Here is a 19915-nt window from a genome sequence, read left to right on the forward strand (position 1 = left end):
GTACGAGGATCTTTAGATAGTCTATGGCACCGTCGAACGGCGAACCGCTGTTTGATGTGCCCCGCGATTCACGACAACTTGCCAACGGCCGGGAGCTAGCGATGATGAAACTGCATAATGCGATGTGGCCTGGATTGGTTGGTAAGGGAACCGATGAGGGACTCGAACCGCCGATCTCTTTGGACCGCATGATTGACTTGACGGCCGCTGCCGAGGTCGATGGGCAACGGTTTGACGGGATTGATTGTTTCTTGTTTCACCCCCACACCGATCCGTACGCGGACGACGACGCGATTCGTTCTTTGGCAGATAATATTTCGGATTCTGGCTTGGCGGTGGGATCGTTGGTCGCTCCCATTTGGCCGGGGACGGTTGGTGATTCTGCCATGGGCGACGCGGAGCAACGCGAGCGTTTTCTGTCGGCCGTAAAGGTGGCCTGCAGGATCGCAAATCGGTTCAACGAACATGGGGTGCGTCGCTATGGAGTGATCCGAATCGACAGTGCCGAGTTCGGGGTCGACGCATGGCGAAAAGATGCAGTCGCAAACACCAAATCGATCGCAGCGACGTTCAAAGAGGCAGCCAAAATTGCTGCCGATCATGGCGAACGACTCGCGGCAGAAGGTGAGATTTGCTGGGCAGGAATGCACAGCTGGAAAGACATGCTCAACCTGCTCGAAGCGGTCGACATGCCCGAGTCGCTCGGTTTCCAAGCCGACTTGGCGCATACCTATTTGTATTTGATGGGGTACAACGCCCCCGAGCATGCGTTGCTCGGCGAAGGCTATAGCGAAGAGGAATTCGATGCGGCCTATGAAACGATGACCGATCAGCTTCGGCCTTGGACTATCGACTTCCACGTTGCACAAAACGACGGTCAAGTTCACGGAGCGGGGTCACATGACAAAACCGGAAAGCACTGCCCGCCCGACGACCCGAATGGAAAGCTGGATATCGTGCGATGCTCAAAGTATTGGCTCAAAGATGCGGAGAGCCGGGGGATTGAGCATCTTTGTTGGGATGGTTGTATGTTCCCCAACTCAACGCTTGAAGATCCTAACACCTGGAACACCATCCTCAAGACGATGATCGAAGTTCGTGATGCACATACCAATGAAATAAGTGAGGGATTAGCATGAAGCCGCTTAATGTAGCAATCGTCGGCTGTGGGTTTATGGGCCGAACGCATTCAAATGGGTACGCTCAGGCTCCTCATTTTTTTGAGTCCGAGTACAAACCGGTTCTGAAGGCCGTCTGCGCTCGCAACCGCGAAAACGCTCAGAGGTTTGCTGACGTTTGGGGATATGAATCGGTCGAAACGGATTGGCGAGAATTGCTCAAACGCGATGACATCGACGCGATTGATGTTTGTACGCCCAACCATCTGCACCAAGAGATTTCGGTCGCCGCTGCTGAAGCTGGCAAAATGGTTCTGTGCGAAAAACCGTTGGCGATGAATCAGGCCGAAGGCGAAGCGATGTGCCAAGCGGTCGAGAAGGCAGGCGTCCCTAACATGGTATGGTACAACTACCGGAGAGTCCCAGCGGTGACGCTTGCCAAACAGCTTATTGATGAAGGTAGACTGGGCAAGATCTTTCATTACCGAGCCAACTTTTTACAAGATTGGACAATCAGCGCTGACGTGCCCCAAGGTGGCGCGGCGACCTGGCGACTCGATGCCGATTCCGCTGGAAGTGGCGTGACGGGCGACCTGCTGGCGCATTGCATCGACACCGCCATTTGGCTCAATGGAGGCATCAACGATGTGACCGCAATGACCGAAACGTTTGTGAAAGAACGAGTCCATGCGGAGACGGGTGAGAAGAAACCGGTCAAGATCGATGATGCCTGCAGCTTCCTCTGCCATTTTGAAAATGGCTCGCTCGGTTTGTTTGAGTCAACCCGTTACGCTCGAGGCCATAAAGCACTCTACACTTTTGAAATCAATGGAGAAAACGCCTCGATTCGATGGGATTTGCACGACCTGCATCGCTTGGAGTTCTTTGACCATCACGACGACTCCGTCGTTCGCGGTTGGCGTAGTGTTCACATTAGTGATGGTGACATGCCGTATATGGGGAATTGGTGGGTGCCAGGTTTGAACATTGGCTACGAGCACACCTTTATCCATCAGGTCGCTGACTTTCTAAAGTCGTTAGAAACGGGAGAGCCGTTCCACCCAAGTTTCCGAGACGCATTGCTGACACAAAAGGTTTGCGATGCCGTTTTGGCGAGTGCCAACGAGCGGGCATGGAAAACGGTGTAGTGTGTTTCTGATTCGTACGGATCTTTAACAAGATCCACTACGGGGAACGTCTGATTCGTACGGATCTTTAACAAGATCCACTACGGGGAACGTTTGATTCGTACGGATCTTTAACAAGATCCACTACGGGGAACGTTTGATTCGTACGGATCTTTAACAAGATCCACTACGGGGAACGTTTGTCTGCTACGCTTCTTATTGCAACGGTGCGGCTAAGCCTTGTCGCACGACTTCGTTGTGCTCGTTCTTAAGTACGGTTTTGTAGGCGGCTCGCTCTTGCTCGGATTGTTCGCGAATCCGTTGAGGAACGTCGACTCCGCTATGCACGTCGGCAGCGATCGCTCCGAGAGCCGGCAAGCTTTGTGGCGAGACGTCGGGCTGGAACCAAACGATCTGGCCCGTGTGATCGACCAGAATCAGATTTCCCGGTTCGAATCCAGGCGGCAAAGACTCAGAGCGATGGATCTCTTCTAGCCACGGCAGACGAACTTGGTCGTGAAGGTAGGCAAGCGTCTTGGCATCGATGTCCTTGACACTTGGATGGATGATCGCCGCGGCGTGAAGGCTCGCTTTCCATTCGGGCGGAAACGTTTCGATCCATGTCTGCAGATTGGTTGCAGAAACAAGCGAACCTTGGTCGTTGGCTAAATAGACGATCGCGTAAACGGTTGGCCGCGTGGGTTCGACTCCGGCCGTCGTCTGTTTTAGTAATTCAAAACCCGCGAACGGTTTCCCCAGAATACTCGGGGGTGCAGGTGGTGGAAGGGGAATGAACCGAGTCACTAATTTGGGTTTTTTGGGGAGCGAATTCGTTTCGGGAGTCGTGGTCGGGGCGTCAAAGGTCGCATCGACAAGCTCGAGCGATAAAGTCACTTTCTCGGTGGGTTGGTTCGGTTCGCTTGGAATCGCAATGGGTGGCAAATCGATTTGTCGAATCACTCCGTACTTCGTGTCGATCCAAAATGTGTAGCGGTCCGCGTTGGCTTGGACGTGAACGCTTTGGCAACCGCCACCGTCCACCGTCGCTTGATCGCCGAATGAGAATTGATGCTTTGGATTGAATAGAGCTTTCATTGGTTGGTCTGAAAACAACCATTCCAATTGTGGCGGCGGACCGGCTAGTCCCGCCGAAACACGTTCGGCCAAAATGGGGTCCGAAAACAAACTCGTCAACTTAGGCCGAGGGCCAAGCGGAGGTAGACGCAGGACTTGTGAATCGAAATGTTCCGTTGACGGGTCGACTAACCATGCAGCCAATCCCTCTTGGTCGGACCAAAGCCGAGTGTCATAAGCACGCAAATAGATCAAGTCTCGGTAGAACCAGACACCAAGTGGAGCCGTCCGGCTTGCAGGTTTTCCATTTTCCATGAATTGCAGACGGACTTGCCCTTTGTCACGGTACGATCCAGCATCGCGATACCGTGCGAATACATTCCGCAAGTATTCTTGCGGCATGACTTTCGAATTGGAAACCGTGTGAATCGCTTGCCCGCCGAGAGTGGGTTTACCAGCCTCGGTGACCTCATTCGGAGAACATCCAGCCAAGAGCGAGATTCCAATCAATACGCTCGGACCAATTAGAATGGCGGGCTTCATTAGAATGCTGAAGTCAATCGACAAAAAGTTTCTGGCTCGACGTAAACCGATTTGCATTCTTTCCCCTCGCGGTCATTTGTACCCACGCGATTCCCAAGGAGGCGTGTGCTAAGATAGTTTTTGAGAGTAGTCAAAAACAAGTTTTCAGCACAAGGTCTTTTGATGAGTTCAAGAAACGAGCAAGACGATAAGAAGAAAAGGAATGCGAAGATTGAACAAGAGGTTTTGGCGAGTCGCGGCTATTCACTTGCCGATGCGATTGGACGCATGGGAGGCGAAAACCTGCTGAAAGGAACTTCGCCCATCTCAAGGAAACAGCAAGCAGAGATCGAGGTGGAACGTTATCTCGAGAAAAATCTAATCGATGGCGAGGGAGCTCTCGAAGTCGTTTTACAGAGACGGTACAAAACCAGCGAAACCGTCTTCGACTTCGGCTATGATCGCCCGCTCGATGGTTTGGCTGCGTTGATCGAGCATCTTCTCAGCTGTGAACAGCGTCTACAAGAATTTGTTACGGAAATCGACAGCGAATGGGGGCGGATGTATCGAGAAAAACCCCATTTTGAAACAGGCAAGGGCGAGCCCGATAGCGACGATCCGTACACGTTTGCTTCGGTACGGGCAAAACTACAAAAGTTGGCCGAGCGAATCAAGCAATCGCTGGCGGAGTGACAATAAAATCAAAAGATGCTCTTCGCGCCGCAAATGGGAATCTGTTATGTACCGAATTAGCCCAAGGATGAGGCTAGTTTTCTCGCGAAGGAATGCGACTGATGAAACCGTTCGGTATTCGACTTGCTGCTGGTGCTGTCACCATTTTGTTAGGGGCGCTCGCTGCTGCCCAGGCCCAAAAAGACCGGGGTGACGATAAAGAGTCAGACTGGAGTTTGAACACTCCCGCCCAAGTAAACGTGCCACCTACACCCATTGAGGCATTGTCGAATGATTCGCCTCCCGCATTTGCCGCTTCAAGTCAAGCATCAAATCAACCATCGGCTGTCATGCATGCTGCGATGCAACATTCGGATGTTTGGGGATCTAGCGGCGCGGTGGAGCAGGTTCAGTATACCGAGCCAAACGCGATGCCTATTCCTGCAGGCCTAGAGTACCAACCAGCTACCGAACCTGAAAACGATCCAGCTTACGGTGCCGAGTTGGACTTGCCAGCGATCGGTGCAACCAGTGCCAACACGGACAGCCAATCTTCCGATTGGGGGATGCCATCCGAAATGGCCCAGACCGATTTGCCGACTCCCGCGAACCAGATGCCTTCGTTTGAAATGTCGACGCCCGGCGGCGATCAGGAATTGGCGATTCCGGATAGGAGCATGTCGGTGCAGGACGAGCCGAGCCTGGTTCCCGAAGCTGACGATGAACGAACCAATACATCAGCGGCGGAGCCGAGTAACATGCTACGCTCAACGGTTCCGGTCGAACCGGAAACCTCGTCGCAGGAACTTGACTTAAATCAGTTTGCCGCGCCTAACTTTGACAATAGCCAACTTCAGGAACCCCAGTACGCTGCCCCTCCATACGATGAGTCGCAATCGACTCCACCGTTGGCCGCTGAGTCTCAGTACGATCCGCCTCAATCGACTCAATCGTTGGCCGCTGAGCCTCAGTACGATCCGCCTCAATCGACTCAATCGTTGGCCGCTGAGCCTCAGTACGATCCGCCTCAACCGGCTCAATCGTTGGCCGCTGAGTCACAGTACGATCCGCCTCAGGCTGCTCAATCGTTGGCCGCTGAGTCACAGTACGATCCGTCTCAGGCTGCTCCGATGGCCTACGACCAACCTGCATCTGACGCCTCCCAACCTAGTCAAGCACCAAATTACGAAGCACCGAATTATGGGGCAGCTGCATATGGGGCAGCTGCATACGAGTCACCAGCATATGAGGCTGCACCACAGAGTTATCCGGCCGGTCAACCGATCCAACGCATCGCATCACGAACAACGGATTCCCGTTCGCTGCAACAGGCACCGATGCCGATGCAAACACCGATCGCCGCTCAGCCTGTTCAAGTCAATCCCGATTCGACGTTCGCTTCGCCTGGCGATCGACGTCTTGAAGGATTGCAATCGCCAAGCGTTGTTATTCAGAAACGTGCACCGAGTGAAGTCAAAGTTGGCAAACCCGCTTCGTTTGTGATTCATGTTCAAAACGTCGGCTCGGTCGAAGCACTTGATGTTCAAATTCACGATCGGGTCCCCGCTGGCATGCGGCTTGTCGACGCGTCTCCTGCGCCGAGCGAGCAAGGGGGAGTTCTTGTTTGGAACCTCGGCTCGATGCCAGCGGGCGATGAGCGGACGGTGACGATGCAGTTGATTCCAGAGCAGGAAGGTGAACTCGGTAGTGTCGCTCGTGTCTCCTTCGAAGCCGCCGCATCGGTACGGACCGTTAGTACACGGCCTGAACTGAAGGTCGTGCAACGTGCACCCGAGCAGGTACTGATTGGTCAACAATTGGAAATCGAAGTCGAAGTGTCCAACCCAGGCACCGGATCTGCGACAGGAGTGATCGTACAAGAAGACGTTCCCGAAGGCCTCGATCATCCGAAAGGCAAACAGCTTGACAACTTCTTGGGCGATTTGGCTGCTGGAGAAGTACGTCACCAAGTCTTGCGGTTACGAGCCGTTGCGCCGGGGGTCATCGAAAACCAAATACGCTTAACGGCAGACGACGGATTGACGGCAATGCATAGCGTTGCCGTGGAGGTAATCGCACCAGAAGTACAAGTTGGCTTGGTGGGACCCTCCAGACGTTTTCTGGAGCGGCAAGCAACCTATCAACTAGAAATTGCCAATACCGGTACTGCGGATGCAACCAATGTTGAAGTCGTGGCCCAACTCGATCGCGGTTTTACATTTGTGAGTACCGATTTCGAAGGCCAATATGATCCAGCCCGACATGCGGTTTATTGGTCGTTGGCAAGTTTACCCAAAGGCAAGAACGGAAAAGTGCCGTTAACTCTATTGCCTGTCGAAGAAGGAAATCGAAAGATTATGATTGAAGCCAAAGCCGATCTCGGCACCGTCGCCCAAAGCGAATCGTTCGTGACGGTCGAGTCATTAGCGGAGCTGTCGTTCCAGATCAGTGACTCGTCCGATCCAATCGAAGTGGGTGGCGAAACGACTTATGAAATCCGCTTGGCGAACAGTGGGTCGCGCGACGATAGTAACGTGCGAGTCCAGTTGCAATTGCCTCCGGGGATTGAACGCATGAGTGCCGATGGAGACGCTCAGGAAGACGGACGCGGAGGAATCTTCTTTGCGCCAAAAACACAGATGCCAGCGAACAGTGAGCTGGTTTATCGTGTTCGCGTTCGCGGAACAACCCCAGGAACCCATATCGTCAAAGCGATCGTCACGAGCGACCAATCAGCGGTCCCAGTGACCAAAGAAGAGAGCACGATGGTCTACTCCGACCGCTAAAAAGTGGCTGCGTCTCTCCGAGACACTGAATTTGCGAGTCTCGGAGAGACTCGCCTACTGGCTCGGCTTAGAAGCGTCTTTCGGTAACGGCTTCGTGACCAAGTGGAGATTTGCCGACTAGCAATGCCACGAGGGCGCCAGCGACAAATCCGCCGATATGAGCCCACCATGCGATACCGCCCGCGGTTCCGCCCGCAATCGACGTCACTCCGCTAAAGGTTTGAAACAGGAACCAGATACCCAAAAAGATCGGTGCGGGAACCACGATTGGTTGCAAGATCACGAAAATGGGAATCACTGCTAACACCTTGGCGTGCGGATAGAGCAAAGCATAAGCCCCCATCACCCCGGCGATCGCTCCACTGGCACCGATCGTCGGTATCACACTATCGGTGGCCGTTATGTAATGTGACAACCCGGCGGCAATGCCAGTACCTAGGTACAGCATCGCATAACCAACATGCCCCAAGCGATCTTCAACGTTGTCACCAAAGATGTAGAGGAACCACATGTTGCCAAGAAAATGCATCCATCCACCATGCAAAAACATGCAGGAGAGTAGCGTCATCCAAGCTGGGATGGGCGACGGTTCGAGTTCTCGTTTAATCGTTCCAACTTGAATCCCCAGTGGTGTTAGCCGCTGGACCGGCTGTTCGATGATGATGCTGGCATCGGGATGAGAAATGCGGGCCGGGATCATTCCGAACTGTTCGGCGATTTTCCCGCCGCTGAGGCCTGAAGACCATTGAATCAAAAAGGCAACGGAGCAGATAGCCAAGATGGCATAGTTGACAACAGGCGTTGTGCGGCTTGGAATGCTATCGCGGATAGGGATCATGGGGATGACGCTGAAAAGATAAAAGCGAGCCGATTTCGCATCTTGCTAAATCGGCTTCGCACTTCGCTGCTGAGTGCCCGTCGTCACTGGCATTCCCTTGTCGGCAAATGAAAGACACTCGTTCAGATGCAATGGACTTCGCCTCGCAAGCAAGGTTTCATTCACAATGTTCAATCGAAACAATAGCAGCAAAAATTGGGAGCGACGTCCGTGTGCATGAGCATAATGAAATAACCCATTGGCAGGAATCCTTCATCACCAACTCCCATTATTTCGTCATCAGAATCCGTTGCGACGATATGTCAGTCAACTAAATCCTTTAGCGACTGATATTCAAAGGTACCGCTGAGACATCGCTCAGCAGTACAAATCAGGATGGCACGTGTCAAAGAAAGGAGGCGAGCCGATGAAGCCAAGCAAGATGGAGTCATTCGGATTTCGCATCTGTGTACCTCTAATGATTTGTTCGATTTAGAAGAGAGATGATGAGTGCTCTTACACAGCGGTCTGTGTTCGTTTCCACTCGCCAGAGCCAACGGTTGGCGACTGAAGAGAATGTGGCGTGGACAAGCGGAATTGTCAACAACAAAGTAGCCACTCTTTTCGAAACAATCTGCTCAATCGTTAAATTTGATTGGAATTTACGGCATCTTCGCATAAACTTTTTTTTGAATCGAAATGAAATCGTTGTTCTATTTTGCGGGGGATGCGATAGCATGGGCCTGTTGAAGGCGAATAGATTATCGAGTGTATTGTTCTAGCGATTCTTCATGGTAGTGTATCAGGTTACAAGCCGCACCTTTAGCGATTTTAAAAACATACGAGTGTGTCTATTCGCACGGTGATGGAGACACTCAACGGATGCGAATGATGTTGCCTATGAATTCTCTTCCTAGCGAGCGATTGTCTAGCGAGCGATTGTCTAGCGAGCGATTGTGGTCCGATGAATACGTTGATGAAATGCTGGAGTTGTTGGGCGAAAGTGTTTGTGAGCGATTGTCGATTTTCAAACTGCCTCGCGATTTTGTTCTGTCGGTCATTGTGCCTGTCTTTAACGAAGCGGCAACGGTTGAAAAGATGGTCGAGCGACTACAATCATTAGGAATCCCGATGCAAATCGTGCTGGTCAATGATGGCAGTACCGATGGCACGCAAGCGGTCATGAACCGGATCGCCGACAATGAAGCGATCACCGTCATTCATCATCCGAACAATCGTGGGAAAGGCGCGGCAATCCGGACCGCCGTCGGAGTTTGCACCGGTGATGTGATCGTCATCCAAGATGCCGATTCCGAATACAACCCTGCCGATTTCCGCTATCTACTGCAACCGCTCATCCACCACGACGCTGACGTCGTCTATGGAACACGCTACGGGCATTGGAATCGCCAGCTATCACCGTGGTGGCATCAGGCGGTCAATGGATTGGTCACGATGCTAGCCAGTATCGGAATTGGGATTCGATTGAGTGACGTCGAGACCTGTTATAAGATGAGCTACCGAAAGCACTTCGAAAGTATTTTGCCTGATCTCAAGGAGAATCGTTTTGGCATCGAGATCGAATTGACGGCACGCTGGGTACGAAGTGGACTTAGGTTCACAGAACGGCCGATTTGCTATCAACATCGTTGGTACGATGAAGGTAAGAAAATTGGCTGGCGAGACGGGGTTCGGGCACTGTGGTGCATCCTAAAATACGGGGTTTTTCGCCGTTAGCGGTTTTCGGAATCTTGGCCCAGGCCAGCATTTTTTGGTTCGATTACGGGCCCCGATCGATTGGAGAAATGGTATAATAGCGGTTCACCTTTTATGAGGTTCGTGGTGCTCAAGAATGAGCACCACGATCCCACCTATTCAAGGCTTGAACTTCGGAGTCCTCGATCGATGGTTACATTGCGAAAGCAGGTTGAAACAGCTAATACGAAGACTCAAACCCGAATGGTGCTCAATGCTGCGTTCTTGCAAGAGATCAAGGATAGTAATCCTGACTATTGGCAAGCGATTCACCAAGTTCGACAGGTTTGCCAATCCGATGAAGACAAACGTCAAGTTTCGAGTAAACTGGTGGAACTTCTCGATAGTCTCCGTGACAATGTCGCGATGCAATTTGCACTAGAAGAGTGCTACGGGTACGTTGATCTACCCGATCCCAGTTTGGCCGGCAACTCTAGTTTTTCTTGTGATGCGGACGATGAGTTTGTCCATGCGGTTCGCGGTGAGCATTGTTCGCTCTATCTCGAACTGAGTGTCTTGGCTGAGCGGGCCGAAGAGTACCAGTATCGAGGCATCGGCGTCTCGCAGGTCGATGAGTTACTCGAGCAAACACGACAGTTTGACGCAAGACTACAAGAGCATGAACGAGTGGAAAATGAACTGATCGATCGGTCTTTGGGATCGACCTAATCCGTTCTTCCATTCGATTAAGAATACCAACCACGCATCAGTAGACGCGAAACCAATAACGCGAAGGAACTAACATGATCGCTACATCCCGAATGAAGCCAATGGAAATTCTGTTGGTCGAAGATGGATTGCTCGACGCGCGCGTGACGATCTTCTCGCTCCGACGCAGTCACGTGCATCATCGCTTGACATTGGTCCGCAGTATTTCCGAGGCAATGCAATTTTTAAATCGGGAAGGGATTTTTGCACGTGCACCTAAACCCGATCTGTTGCTACTCGATTTGAATCTGCCCGATGGCTCGGGCGTCGAGATACTGGAGTTCCTCAAGCAGAATTCGACCGACCCGACCAGCTTTGGTTCTGAGACGATCACAACGGTTGTCTTAACCGCTAACGAGGACGACACCGTTCGCGATCGTTGCCGCGAATTGGGAACGAACGACTATATTCGGAAACCGGTAAATGAAGAAGAGTTCTTGCGTGTGGTAAGGGATCATAAACGACTGATGGTCCATTCGACGCCCCAGCTCGCAGAAGTCATATAGTTTCAGTCATATCGTTCCGGGGGTGTCGGTCGTGGGTCTTGTCAAAGATTCCGCGAGTTAGGATCTATAGCAAGATCCACGATCTACCTTAACGGATCCAAATGAGGATCAAGCCCTAGCTCTTTTAGGTCCTCACCGACTTCTGTTTCGGCCTTTGTCAATGCTTGACGCCACTTTTGGTTTGATCGCGAGATCATTCGCTGGGCGCGGACGATCGTCGCTCGGATGCGTTGTTGCTCGCGGTCGGTCCACGTTTTTTTCTCCCTTACCCGTTGTTTTAGACGCTCTGCAAAATCGATTCCGTAAGCATGACGGATAAGTTCGTCATCGGGACTGAAATAGCATCGAGCCGAACCTCTATCGCCTTGTCTTCCCGCGCGACCGATCAATTGTCGGTCGATTCTCTCCGCCGAATGAATCTCACTGACGATGACGTGTAAACCGCCTTCCTCTTCGACGCCATCGCCCAATGCGATATCGGTTCCACGCCCCGCCATGTTTGTTGCCACGGTCACTTGGCCTCTGCGACCCGCAGTCGCAATTCGCTCCGCTTCATAGGCAGCCTGGTTGGCGTTGAGGACTTCGTGTGCAATGCCTTGTTTTTGAAAGAGCTCACTCAGTCGTTTTGATTTTTCAATCGTTCGCGTGCCTACCAAAACGGGACGCCCTTGGGCAGTCATTTGCTTCACTTCGCTAGCGATCGCCAAAAACTTCTCCGCTTCACTTCGGCAAATCACCGCTGGAAGAATGGATCGCTGTGAGGGCCGCAGCGGCTCGATGCGACGAATGGATAAGTCGTACACGTTTTCAAACTCGCGACGATCCTCCATCGCGGTTCCCGTGATCCCGCAAACATGAGCAAATCGGCTCACAAAATCTTGAATGGTCATTCGAGCGAGCGGATACGATTGACCTCCAATCGCCAAGCCTTCTCGCGCCTGCAATGCTTCGTGCAATCCACCACCAAGCGATCGATCGACCTGTTTGCGGCCTGAGTATTCATCAATCAAAACAATCTTGCCTTCATCGACCACGTAGTGCTGGTCACGTGTGAATGACAACATCGCTCGGATCGTCGTTTCAACGCAGTGGAGGATCTGCGTCGTTGTGCTGTTATGAATTTCTCGAGGCATTTTTGACTCGATCACTTTTGCATAGCCCGACTCGCCAATCGCGATCGCACCGGTCGCTTGATCGATTATGACGTCACGTTGGAAGTCGAGGGTTGAACAAAAAGCGGCAGCCCAACGATACAAAGCCGCTCGTGCTTCGGTTTGCTCGAGTGATTCGATCGAACGATCGGGGCCAACAATCACCAACGGTGTGCGGGCTTCATCAATCAAGATGCTGTCCGCTTCGTCGACGATCAAAACGTCGAAAGAGGGCAAAAGCCTTCTGTTGGCAGACCGCTCCTGGACAGCCCCGCTCCCAAGTGCACGGTTGTGTAGTCGCCATTTTAGGAAATCAAAACCGAATTGGCGAATCGTGCCGTAGACGACTTGTGCTCGATAACCGACCTGCTTTTCGCTGTCCGCCGTCGACGAGGTAACCGCTGCGACCGTGTGGCCGCGATCGGCATACATCGAATGCATCCAATCCGCATCACGCTGGGCCAAGTATTCGTTGGCGGTCGCGATGCAAACCGAACGGTTCTCGGCCGCGAACCTTGCCGCTGCCAACGCGACCGCCAAGGTTTTTCCTTCGCCTGTATCCATTTCGACGATACAGCGATTTTGTAATAGCGATGCAGCGAGAAGCTGCGTCGGGTGAGCATTCATTCGAGAGTGACCCAGCCCGTGCGGCTTGGTTTTGCTCCTCTTTTTCGGTGAGCCGAAATAAGCGTTGGCATCCACAATAGATGGTCGACGACCGCCATCAACGCATCAGGGTCGATCGGCTTGAAAAGCGTTCGCGTCGCGGCGGAAAGTGATTGCGTTTTTTTTTCGAGCCCCGCCCACCGGCTTTCCGCGAGCAGAACCGCTGGCAATTGGTCGAGGGTAGCGATCCGACGTAGCTGAGCAAGTGATTCCAAGACGCCTGCCGCGTCATCTGCAACATCCCATATTAACAAATCAAGGTTTGTTTCGCTGGTGGCTTGGTGCGCCGCTTTGGCGGTTCGTGCACATGTGCACATGTAACCGTAATAGTGCAAAACCCCAGCGACCGCAATCAGCGACAAAGGGCTGGGGTCAACAATCAAAACAGATGCATTCTTTTTGTTGCCTTCGCGAAAAGTGCCCTCCCGTGCGTCACCAGGGCCACTGCCATCATCAGGGCGGAGTGTGTTTCGCATCACGGTGCCAACCTAGCGGGGGCGACGAACGATTGGATTGCTGGCAAGCTGACTCCGACACGAGCGGCCTGTAGCCTCATCGCTCGTTCGAAAAATGGTAGCGGAAAATCGGGTCGGCGGCGGATCGCGTATCGCTCCATCGCGACAACCAATTTGATCTCCAATTTTCCCTCCTTGACCTGCCGAACGACGAATCGAATGTACGCTTGTTGCTGCTCCGTGACGGCATGAAGACGATTGATGAGTTGGTCTTCAAGCGATGCGTATCGATCAATTTCAATCGATGGAGTCGTAGGTATCACGATTTGGGCAGAGGACGAACTGGAAAAGATAAATAAAGTTCCGCAGACAGAGAGAGGTAATAAAACGGAGGAGAGCGTGTGAAACGAGATCTTGTTCTTCATCATTGAAAGTCCTTTTTCGTGGATGATTGGCTCATTCAAGCCGGAAACCGATGGTTGCATTCACCGCTAGCATTAAAGCAGGCAGTTTGCGGCATATTTGCAAGGGACCCTTCAGCCGGTTTGATGTGGTCTTAGTGATTATGTGTATCAAACCGATGGCGACGACCGAAAGAGGATAATGCGAAGGAATTGCCTCGGATCGAAATCAAGATGGTGAGCGATTGCTCATTCATTGACTTCGTGAAGGGTATTGTAAAGAAACATAAATCACAACGGCCGCGCGACGGTGGCTGAGCACGCGGAAGGATTCGGCGATGAATCGTTGGTTAATGATTGGATCAATAGTAAGTTTAATGGTATGCAGCACCGGATGCCTGCATCATAATTTGCGTAGCAGTGGTTGTCAGGACTGCACGTCAAGTTGTGGCAGTGGGAGCTGTAGTAGTGGTCAATGCGGCAAAGGAATTCTAGGCCGATTGTCCCAGAACAACGGTGGTGATTGCGGGTGCCAAAGTGGTGCCTGTGGCGATTGCCAAGATGGCTCCTGTGGCGGATGCCGTATTGGTGGCTGCCTAGGCGGCTGCGGACGAAACGGGTGTGTTGCTGGGCCTTTGGGGTGGCAACAGGGTGGACTTGACTACAGCTCTCATTTGAATCCAGGCCTTTGCGGGCATGGTGCAGGAGCGAAACTGCAAAATCAGCCGTTCACTCCTGGCCCATCATCTGCTCAAGTAGGTTATCCCTACTACACGCACCATGGGCCGCGCGACTTTTTGATGGATAACCCTCCAACCATAGGCCGCTAGAACAGGTCCGCCTGGTTAGCCACAATACGTGGTTAGCCACAATATTAGTGGCGACAGCATATCGACTGGGGGCGTCAGCCCCTCGTTGTTGCAGGCAAGTTGGGATGTTGGGGGCAAAGCCCCGGCGATTTACCCAGCCCAGCTTACCCCAGCCTAGCCTACCCAGCCCAGCCTACCCCAGCCCAACGGGCCGGGGTTCGGCAAAGCGATAAACCGATAGGGCCAACGGCCCGGCAGTTTGTCCGTCTGGCTTCAAGCCAGGACAAACGGTCGGGCCTTTGGCCCTATGAATACTTGGTGTCCCCGATCCCAGTCCGACGGACTGGGCTTGGTAGACCGATGGGCCTTTGGCCTGGAGACGTCGTATGCGGCGTTTTTCCAAGTGTCAATCCCGAAAAAATCCATCTGCCAATCATTTGCGAGAACGATTGTGGCGTCTGATTTTCGACTTAAAGAACAACTGCCAGACTTAACTGAGCGGATTGTTGCGACTTATACCGCTGACGATGCAATGAACCATTTGGGGCATTGTCCGCTACCTAGCTACACAGCCGTCAAAGAAATCCTGTTGGACTTGAAGGATGTCCTGTATCCTGGGTATCGACGCAAAATCGGCCTGCACTCTGGGAATATTCGTTACCATGTCGGTAGCCTGATTGATTCGTTGCACGACGAATTAACCACCCAAATCGCTCGAGCTCTACGGCATGAGCATCGTGTCTTCCAGAAGCATAGCGATTGCGAGAGCGACATCGATTTTGAAGCCAAAGGTCAAGCGATGGCGATCGAGCTCTTGACTCGGATCCCTGATTTGCGCAAGAGCTTGGCGACGGACGCACAAGCCGCTTACGATGGGGATCCCGCCTGTCGAACGACCGATGAAGTCGTTTTTTGTTATCCCGGTTTTGCAGCGATTACGGTATACCGAATTGCCCACGAACTGGTAAAGCTTCAAGTTCCATTCATTCCTCGCATGATGAGCGAGTGGGCTCATAAACAAACGGGGATCGATATTCACCCCGGTGCGACGATTGGCAAGTACTTTTTCATCGATCATGGTACGGGTGTCGTGGTGGGTGAAACGTGTGAAATTGGAGACCATGTTAAGCTTTATCAGGGCGTCACGCTCGGCGCATTGAGTTTCAAAACCGATGAAGATGGTGCGTTGATTCGTGGCAAAAAGAGACATCCCACGATTGAGGACGGAGTTGTCGTCTACGCGAATGCAACGATCTTGGGTGGCCGCACGGTGGTCGGCAAGGATAGCGTGATCGGGTCGAGTGTCTGGATCACAAAGTCGGTGGTTCCGAAGACGACCGTGACGCTCGAAAAACCTCTGCTTCGGGTGCGTTCGGGACTGGATGATTCGCTAGGCGACGAATTGGACTTTCAGATTTAGGTCCTAGCCGAGCACTTCTTTCTCTAGCTTCGGCATCCTTCCGTAGGCGAATGCCAACAGTTTGAGGGGATGCAACGTTTGCCGCCCCGCGGCGTGTTCAATTTGCATCTTGCATGTACTGCACTCGCTTGCGGCTTTGCCTTTCCCAGCCGAGCGCATCGTTGAGATGAGCGGCCAACCGACGCGAAGACTATTTCGATAGTTTTTCTTTTGCAGTCCCCAAGTGCCCGCCATCCCCGTACATCCCGCTTCGATTGGGTTGACGTTCAGGTCGGGAATCAGAGCCATCAATCGCGGCCCCGCCTTCTCGGATGTCAGGGCTCTTAGATGACACGGTTCGTGATAGGTAATGTCGAGCGGTATCGATGCAAAATCGATCGATAAACGATCTTGCTGATACAGATTCCAAAAGAACTCACATGCTTCGAACGAGTTTTCGGCGACCAAATGGGCGTCTTGATCGTCCATCAGGTTGACGTACTCATGCCGCAAGCACAACACGGCCGCTGGTTCCGTGGCGACGATGGTAAATCCTTGCCGAACGGCATCGGCTAGGATCCGCAGGTTTCGCCTTGCGACTCGCCGAGCCCCCTTGATATCGCCAGCGGAGATGCGGGCGATGCCGCTGGCCTTTTGCCCCGGCGGTACGAACAGCCCGATGCCGTTATGCTGCGCGATCTCGGCAAGTGCCCGCCCCAGGTTGGGGTCATGGTAATTTGCAAAATGATCGACGAAGTAAGCGATTTTCAGTCCTCCATGGGGCCGCATTTTTGTCCAGCGACGCTTGGCGGCATATCGTAAAAACGTTTCCCCCACCACACTCGGCAATTCTCGAGCGGCCGACAATCCGAACAACCGTTCGCCAAGCCAGCGTGAGGGACCGCTGCGAATTAACAAATTCGATATCCAAGGAACCCGTGAGGCGATGGCTGCAATGGTGTCGATTCGACCGAGTAATAAATCGGAAAGCGGCAGCCCGTTGGTCGCAACATGCTGCGCCTTCAATTCGCCAACGATTTTTGGAATGTCGACCGACGCAGGGCACTCCAATCGGCATTGGTGGCAATTGAAGCAGAGATCGGCAATCTGTTTGGCTCGATCATCCGCCAAGTCCTCCACTTTGACTTGGCCGCTAAGGACGCCTCGAAGCAAATTCGCTTTCGCTCTTGGTGATGCCTCTTCACTCCGTAGCGAGCGAAACATAGGGCATTGTCGCTCGTTAGGAGAATTGGTTCGGCAACGCCCACATCCGTTACAACTTCTGGCAACCTGAGCAATCGATCCCGAGGCGGTCCAGTTTTGCAGAACTTGAAGTTGCGGCACCGACTTTCCCAAACTCCTAGCATTTTCGACGCTGGCTGCGTCGGCCTCGATCAGAATTCGTTGGTCTCGACTGACTTCGATCGTTTGATTTGCGGGACGCAGGTTTTCATTAGGTTTTTGCAGTTCGCTGCCAAATAATTTGCCAGGGTTAAGCCGATGGTTTGGATCGAATAGACGCTTGACCTGTCCCATCACCTGCCAAAGATCTTTAAATTGTTGAGGCAGCAAATGGGAGCGGCTTAAACCAGCTGCATGTTCCACACTGACTTGGCCGCCATGTTTCCATACAACCTCAGCGATCTCATTCGACAAGCTCAATATTTTCTCGCGGTCACGACGGTTCGCCAAATCTAAAAAAGGACGGAGGTGCAACTGTCCATGGCCGGCGTGAGCAAACACCGTCGCCGTCGTCCGATGTCGCTGCAACACCGCTTGCGTATCGATCAGCAAGGTTGGCAATTTTTCAGGGGAAAGCGCGATGTCTTCGACAAACGGCAGAGGAGCTTGCTTACCCTTTACTCGATGCAGTCGCGGAATCACTCGCCGCGATAACTCCCAAAATAGATCTCGTTCCGCTTGCTCGACGGTTGAAACCGATGCGAATGCTGCATCGACGCCACGCGACAAATCCTTCGCAATGATTTGCAAACGATCACGCAGTTCACTAAGGGATTCGCCTTGGATTTCAACCAGCAGCATCGCTTCGGCTTCACGCGGCAGCAGCGAGGCAAATCGCGAATCGATTTCACGCGCGATTTGCAATAGCCGCCGATCCATCAAATCACAGGCCACAGGCCCATGCTTGGTCGCTTCGGTTGCACTGCGGGCCGCTGAATCGAGACGCCGGAAAAACAACAGCACCACACCGCGATGGGTCGGGATCGCTTCGGTACGCAGCGTCGCATCAATGATCGCCGCCAAGGTTCCTTGGGTGCCGACGATGAATTTCGCCAGATCGACCTGGCCCCCCGAATCAATGACGCCGTCAAAGCGGAATCCACTACGGGAATTCGGAGCAGCTGCCTGATTGGCAATCGGTTGGCGAAATTGCTTCTCGATTTCGATGAGTCCGCGCGCCATGCGGCCCGCCGTCGTCGGCTCGTCAGCCCGATGCCGCGACAGATCAATCATCTCCCCTTCCGCGGTTACGATGCGGATCGAGTCGATGTTGTCTCGCGCCGATCCGCTCCGCAAGTAATGACTTCCCGAAGCATTAATTGCCAACACGCTCCCAATCGTCGTGATGCTGCGAGTTGCCGGATCGGGACCAAACCAACGGCCATGCGGTTTCAAAGAACGGTTCACCTCCGCTAAAACGGCACCACTCTGGACCGTGACGGTTGCCGCATGACGGTCGACCGAGATGCGGCGCATAAACCGAGAAAAGTCGATAACGATGCCCCGACCCAGGGATTCGCCAGCAACCCCACTACCGGCACCTCGCGGGTGTATCGAAAGTTGGTTTTTCGACGCATACTGAATCGTCGCCGCTACATCCGCGCCTATTCGCGGACGGACGACTCCCAACGGGGTGAGTTGATAAACGCTTGCATCCGAGGCATACAATTGGCACGACAACGGATCGCAGAGGACTTCCCCTCTTACGATTCCGCGTAAGTCATCTTGTATGCGTTGGCGTTCAGTGTCCATGAATCCTATTTCGATCATAGAATTCGTTGGTTGTCAAGCGAACAAGCTTGTTAAGCTTCGCGGTTGATCAAACCAAGCACTTCAGCTCTCGATTTTGGATCATCTCGAAAAGCGCCCCGCATCGCACTGGTCAAACACAAACTGCCCGGCTTGCGAACGCCTCGCATGGTCATGCAGCTATGGGTCGCTTCGCAGACGACCGCAACGCCCTTGGCGGACAAACGATCTTCGACCATGTCGGCAATCGTTTGCGTCATTCGCTCTTGAACTTGAGGGCGACGAGCGACTTCTTCGACCACACGGGCCAATTTGCTAAGCCCAACGACCTTTCCGCTCGGCAAATACGCGATGTGCGCTTTTCCTGTGAAGGGTAGCAAATGATGCTCGCACATGCTGCAAAAACTGATGTCGCGAACCAGAACGATTTCGTCATATTCCTCTGTAAATACTTTTGATAAATGACGGGCTGGATCGGAATGGAGGCCTGCAAACATCTCGGCATACATACGAGCCACGCGCGCAGGGGTTTCAAGAAGCCCTTCACGGTCTGGGTCTTCACCGACTGCATCCAAGATGACACGCACTGCAGCTTCGATTCGCTTTAGGTCCACTGCGTCGGTGCGAGGGGCATTGTGATCGATAAAAAGTGGTGGTACGCCATCGCCGTTGCGCGATGAGCCACAGCTTTCTTCGGGCAAATCGGTAAATGATTCTTTGGGAGAACTAAGTTCCACGGATTCTTTTCCTTCAAGAGATACAAACATCCAGGCTGCAGCCAACAAGATCGCAGATCGCAACCCTCTGCATATGATAGCAGCTTGTCGAGTTTGGTGAGATTCCTGGCAGCTAGGAAATGCCTGGCCAGCATAAAATGGCGGTGAAGCTGCATTTTAGCACCGCCAGAATCCTTTTAAGTCGTTATTCGCAAATAAGTTATGGGTTTTAACTGCTCGGT

General features: G+C 52.8%; 16 protein-coding genes. 9 read left to right on the forward strand and 7 right to left on the reverse strand.

The features are described from left to right. The first annotated feature begins 23 nt into the window (after positions 1-23). Both Q31b_RS14230 and Q31b_RS14235 read left to right on the forward strand, forming a co-directional pair. Complete coding sequence (locus tag Q31b_RS14230) at positions 24-1139, forward strand: sugar phosphate isomerase/epimerase family protein (protein ID WP_231617568.1); 1116 nt, start codon at positions 24-26, stop codon at positions 1137-1139. After that, positions 1136-2266 (forward strand): Gfo/Idh/MocA family protein, encoded by a 1131-nt coding sequence (locus tag Q31b_RS14235; protein ID WP_146600333.1) that lies wholly within the window; start codon positions 1136-1138, stop codon positions 2264-2266. Before Q31b_RS14230 ends, Q31b_RS14235 begins: the two co-directional genes overlap by 4 nt. 195 nt (positions 2267-2461) lie before the next feature. On the opposite strand, the gene Q31b_RS14240 is transcribed toward Q31b_RS14235, so the two are convergent. Then, the gene (locus Q31b_RS14240) at positions 2462-3919 is read right to left on the reverse strand and encodes a hypothetical protein (RefSeq protein WP_146600334.1); all 1458 of its coding nucleotides are present in this window, start codon (positions 3917-3919) and stop codon (positions 2462-2464) included. Between the two features lie 105 nt (positions 3920-4024). Between Q31b_RS14240 and Q31b_RS14245 the strand changes: the two genes are divergently transcribed. After that, complete coding sequence (locus tag Q31b_RS14245) at positions 4025-4534, forward strand: hypothetical protein (protein ID WP_146600335.1); 510 nt, start codon at positions 4025-4027, stop codon at positions 4532-4534. A gap of 101 nt (positions 4535-4635) precedes the next feature. Beyond that, a complete protein-coding gene (locus Q31b_RS14250; RefSeq protein ID WP_231617569.1) occupies positions 4636-7299 on the forward strand; it encodes a DUF11 domain-containing protein in 2664 nt (887 codons plus the stop codon). A gap of 67 nt (positions 7300-7366) precedes the next feature. Here Q31b_RS14250 and Q31b_RS14255 read toward each other — a convergent pair whose 3' ends face one another. Next, positions 7367-8137, reverse strand: a complete 771-nt coding sequence (locus tag Q31b_RS14255) for a rhomboid family intramembrane serine protease (protein WP_146600337.1) — start codon at positions 8135-8137, stop codon at positions 7367-7369. An 879-nt stretch (positions 8138-9016) separates the two neighbouring features. Here Q31b_RS14255 and Q31b_RS14260 point away from each other — a divergent pair. The 3 genes from Q31b_RS14260 to Q31b_RS14270 all read left to right on the forward strand — a co-directional run bounded on the left by Q31b_RS14260 (position 9017) and on the right by Q31b_RS14270 (position 11085). Further along, complete coding sequence (locus Q31b_RS14260; RefSeq protein WP_231617570.1) at positions 9017-9853, forward strand: glycosyltransferase family 2 protein; 837 nt, start codon at positions 9017-9019, stop codon at positions 9851-9853. Positions 9854-10021: 168 nt separating this feature from the next. Continuing rightward, a complete protein-coding gene (locus tag Q31b_RS14265; protein ID WP_146600339.1) occupies positions 10022-10540 on the forward strand; it encodes a hypothetical protein in 519 nt (172 codons plus the stop codon). Between the two features lie 74 nt (positions 10541-10614). Next, on the forward strand, positions 10615-11085 hold the full coding sequence (locus Q31b_RS14270; RefSeq protein WP_146600340.1) for a response regulator: 471 nt from the start codon (positions 10615-10617) through the stop codon (positions 11083-11085). A gap of 83 nt (positions 11086-11168) precedes the next feature. On the opposite strand, the gene Q31b_RS14275 is transcribed toward Q31b_RS14270, so the two are convergent. From Q31b_RS14275 to Q31b_RS14285, 3 genes are read right to left on the reverse strand one after another with little or no spacing between them, the layout of a single operon-like run. Beyond that, positions 11169-12863, reverse strand: a complete 1695-nt coding sequence (locus tag Q31b_RS14275) for a preprotein translocase subunit SecA (protein ID WP_146600341.1) — start codon at positions 12861-12863, stop codon at positions 11169-11171. Continuing rightward, positions 12860-13381 (reverse strand): response regulator, encoded by a 522-nt coding sequence (locus Q31b_RS14280; protein ID WP_146600342.1) that lies wholly within the window; start codon positions 13379-13381, stop codon positions 12860-12862. Before Q31b_RS14280 ends, Q31b_RS14275 begins: the two co-directional genes overlap by 4 nt. Next, positions 13378-13785, reverse strand: coding sequence for a hypothetical protein (locus tag Q31b_RS14285; RefSeq protein WP_146600343.1), 408 nt, complete (start codon positions 13783-13785; stop codon positions 13378-13380). The genes Q31b_RS14280 and Q31b_RS14285 overlap by 4 nt, the downstream gene beginning before the upstream one ends. Positions 13786-14096: 311 nt before the next feature. On the opposite strand from Q31b_RS14285, the gene Q31b_RS14290 reads away from it, so the two are divergent. Together Q31b_RS14290 and epsC are read left to right on the forward strand one after the other, a co-directional pair. Then, positions 14097-14588 carry a hypothetical protein gene (locus tag Q31b_RS14290; protein WP_146600344.1) on the forward strand — a complete coding sequence of 164 codons (492 nt, stop codon included), beginning with the start codon at positions 14097-14099 and terminating at the stop codon, positions 14586-14588. A gap of 430 nt (positions 14589-15018) precedes the next feature. Beyond that, positions 15019-15987 carry a serine O-acetyltransferase EpsC gene (gene epsC / locus Q31b_RS14295; RefSeq protein ID WP_146600345.1) on the forward strand — a complete coding sequence of 323 codons (969 nt, stop codon included), beginning with the start codon at positions 15019-15021 and terminating at the stop codon, positions 15985-15987. 3 nt (positions 15988-15990) lie between these two features. Here the strand turns inward: epsC and Q31b_RS14300 are convergent, their stop codons facing one another. Further along, positions 15991-18960 (reverse strand): FAD-binding and (Fe-S)-binding domain-containing protein, encoded by a 2970-nt coding sequence (locus Q31b_RS14300; protein ID WP_146600346.1) that lies wholly within the window; start codon positions 18958-18960, stop codon positions 15991-15993. 50 nt (positions 18961-19010) lie between these two features. Beyond that, the gene (gene folE, locus Q31b_RS14305) at positions 19011-19658 is read right to left on the reverse strand and encodes a GTP cyclohydrolase I FolE (protein ID WP_449289930.1); all 648 of its coding nucleotides are present in this window, start codon (positions 19656-19658) and stop codon (positions 19011-19013) included. Positions 19659-19915: the final 257 nt, after the last annotated feature.

Origin of the sequence: Novipirellula aureliae, assembly GCF_007860185.1 — a bacterium.
GTDB lineage: Bacteria > Planctomycetota > Planctomycetia > Pirellulales > Pirellulaceae > Novipirellula_A > Novipirellula_A aureliae.

Bases quoted from the DNA above. Each gene is read 5' to 3' on its own strand.
- Q31b_RS14230 (WP_231617568.1), top strand. From the start codon at position 24: ATGGCACCGTCGAACGGCGAACCGCTGTTTGATGTGCCCCGCGATTCA.
- Q31b_RS14235 (WP_146600333.1), top strand. From the start codon at position 1,136: ATGAAGCCGCTTAATGTAGCAATCGTCGGCTGTGGGTTTATGGGCCGA.
- Q31b_RS14240 (WP_146600334.1), bottom strand. From the start codon at position 3,919: ATGCAAATCGGTTTACGTCGAGCCAGAAACTTTTTGTCGATTGACTTC.
- Q31b_RS14245 (WP_146600335.1), top strand. From the start codon at position 4,025: ATGAGTTCAAGAAACGAGCAAGACGATAAGAAGAAAAGGAATGCGAAG.
- Q31b_RS14250 (WP_231617569.1), top strand. From the start codon at position 4,636: ATGAAACCGTTCGGTATTCGACTTGCTGCTGGTGCTGTCACCATTTTG.
- Q31b_RS14255 (WP_146600337.1), bottom strand. From the start codon at position 8,137: ATGATCCCTATCCGCGATAGCATTCCAAGCCGCACAACGCCTGTTGTC.
- Q31b_RS14260 (WP_231617570.1), top strand. From the start codon at position 9,017: ATGAATTCTCTTCCTAGCGAGCGATTGTCTAGCGAGCGATTGTCTAGC.
- Q31b_RS14265 (WP_146600339.1), top strand. From the start codon at position 10,022: ATGGTTACATTGCGAAAGCAGGTTGAAACAGCTAATACGAAGACTCAA.
- Q31b_RS14270 (WP_146600340.1), top strand. From the start codon at position 10,615: ATGATCGCTACATCCCGAATGAAGCCAATGGAAATTCTGTTGGTCGAA.
- Q31b_RS14275 (WP_146600341.1), bottom strand. From the start codon at position 12,863: ATGAATGCTCACCCGACGCAGCTTCTCGCTGCATCGCTATTACAAAAT.
- Q31b_RS14285 (WP_146600343.1), bottom strand. From the start codon at position 13,785: ATGATGAAGAACAAGATCTCGTTTCACACGCTCTCCTCCGTTTTATTA.
- Q31b_RS14290 (WP_146600344.1), top strand. From the start codon at position 14,097: ATGAATCGTTGGTTAATGATTGGATCAATAGTAAGTTTAATGGTATGC.
- Q31b_RS14300 (WP_146600346.1), bottom strand. From the start codon at position 18,960: ATGGACACTGAACGCCAACGCATACAAGATGACTTACGCGGAATCGTA.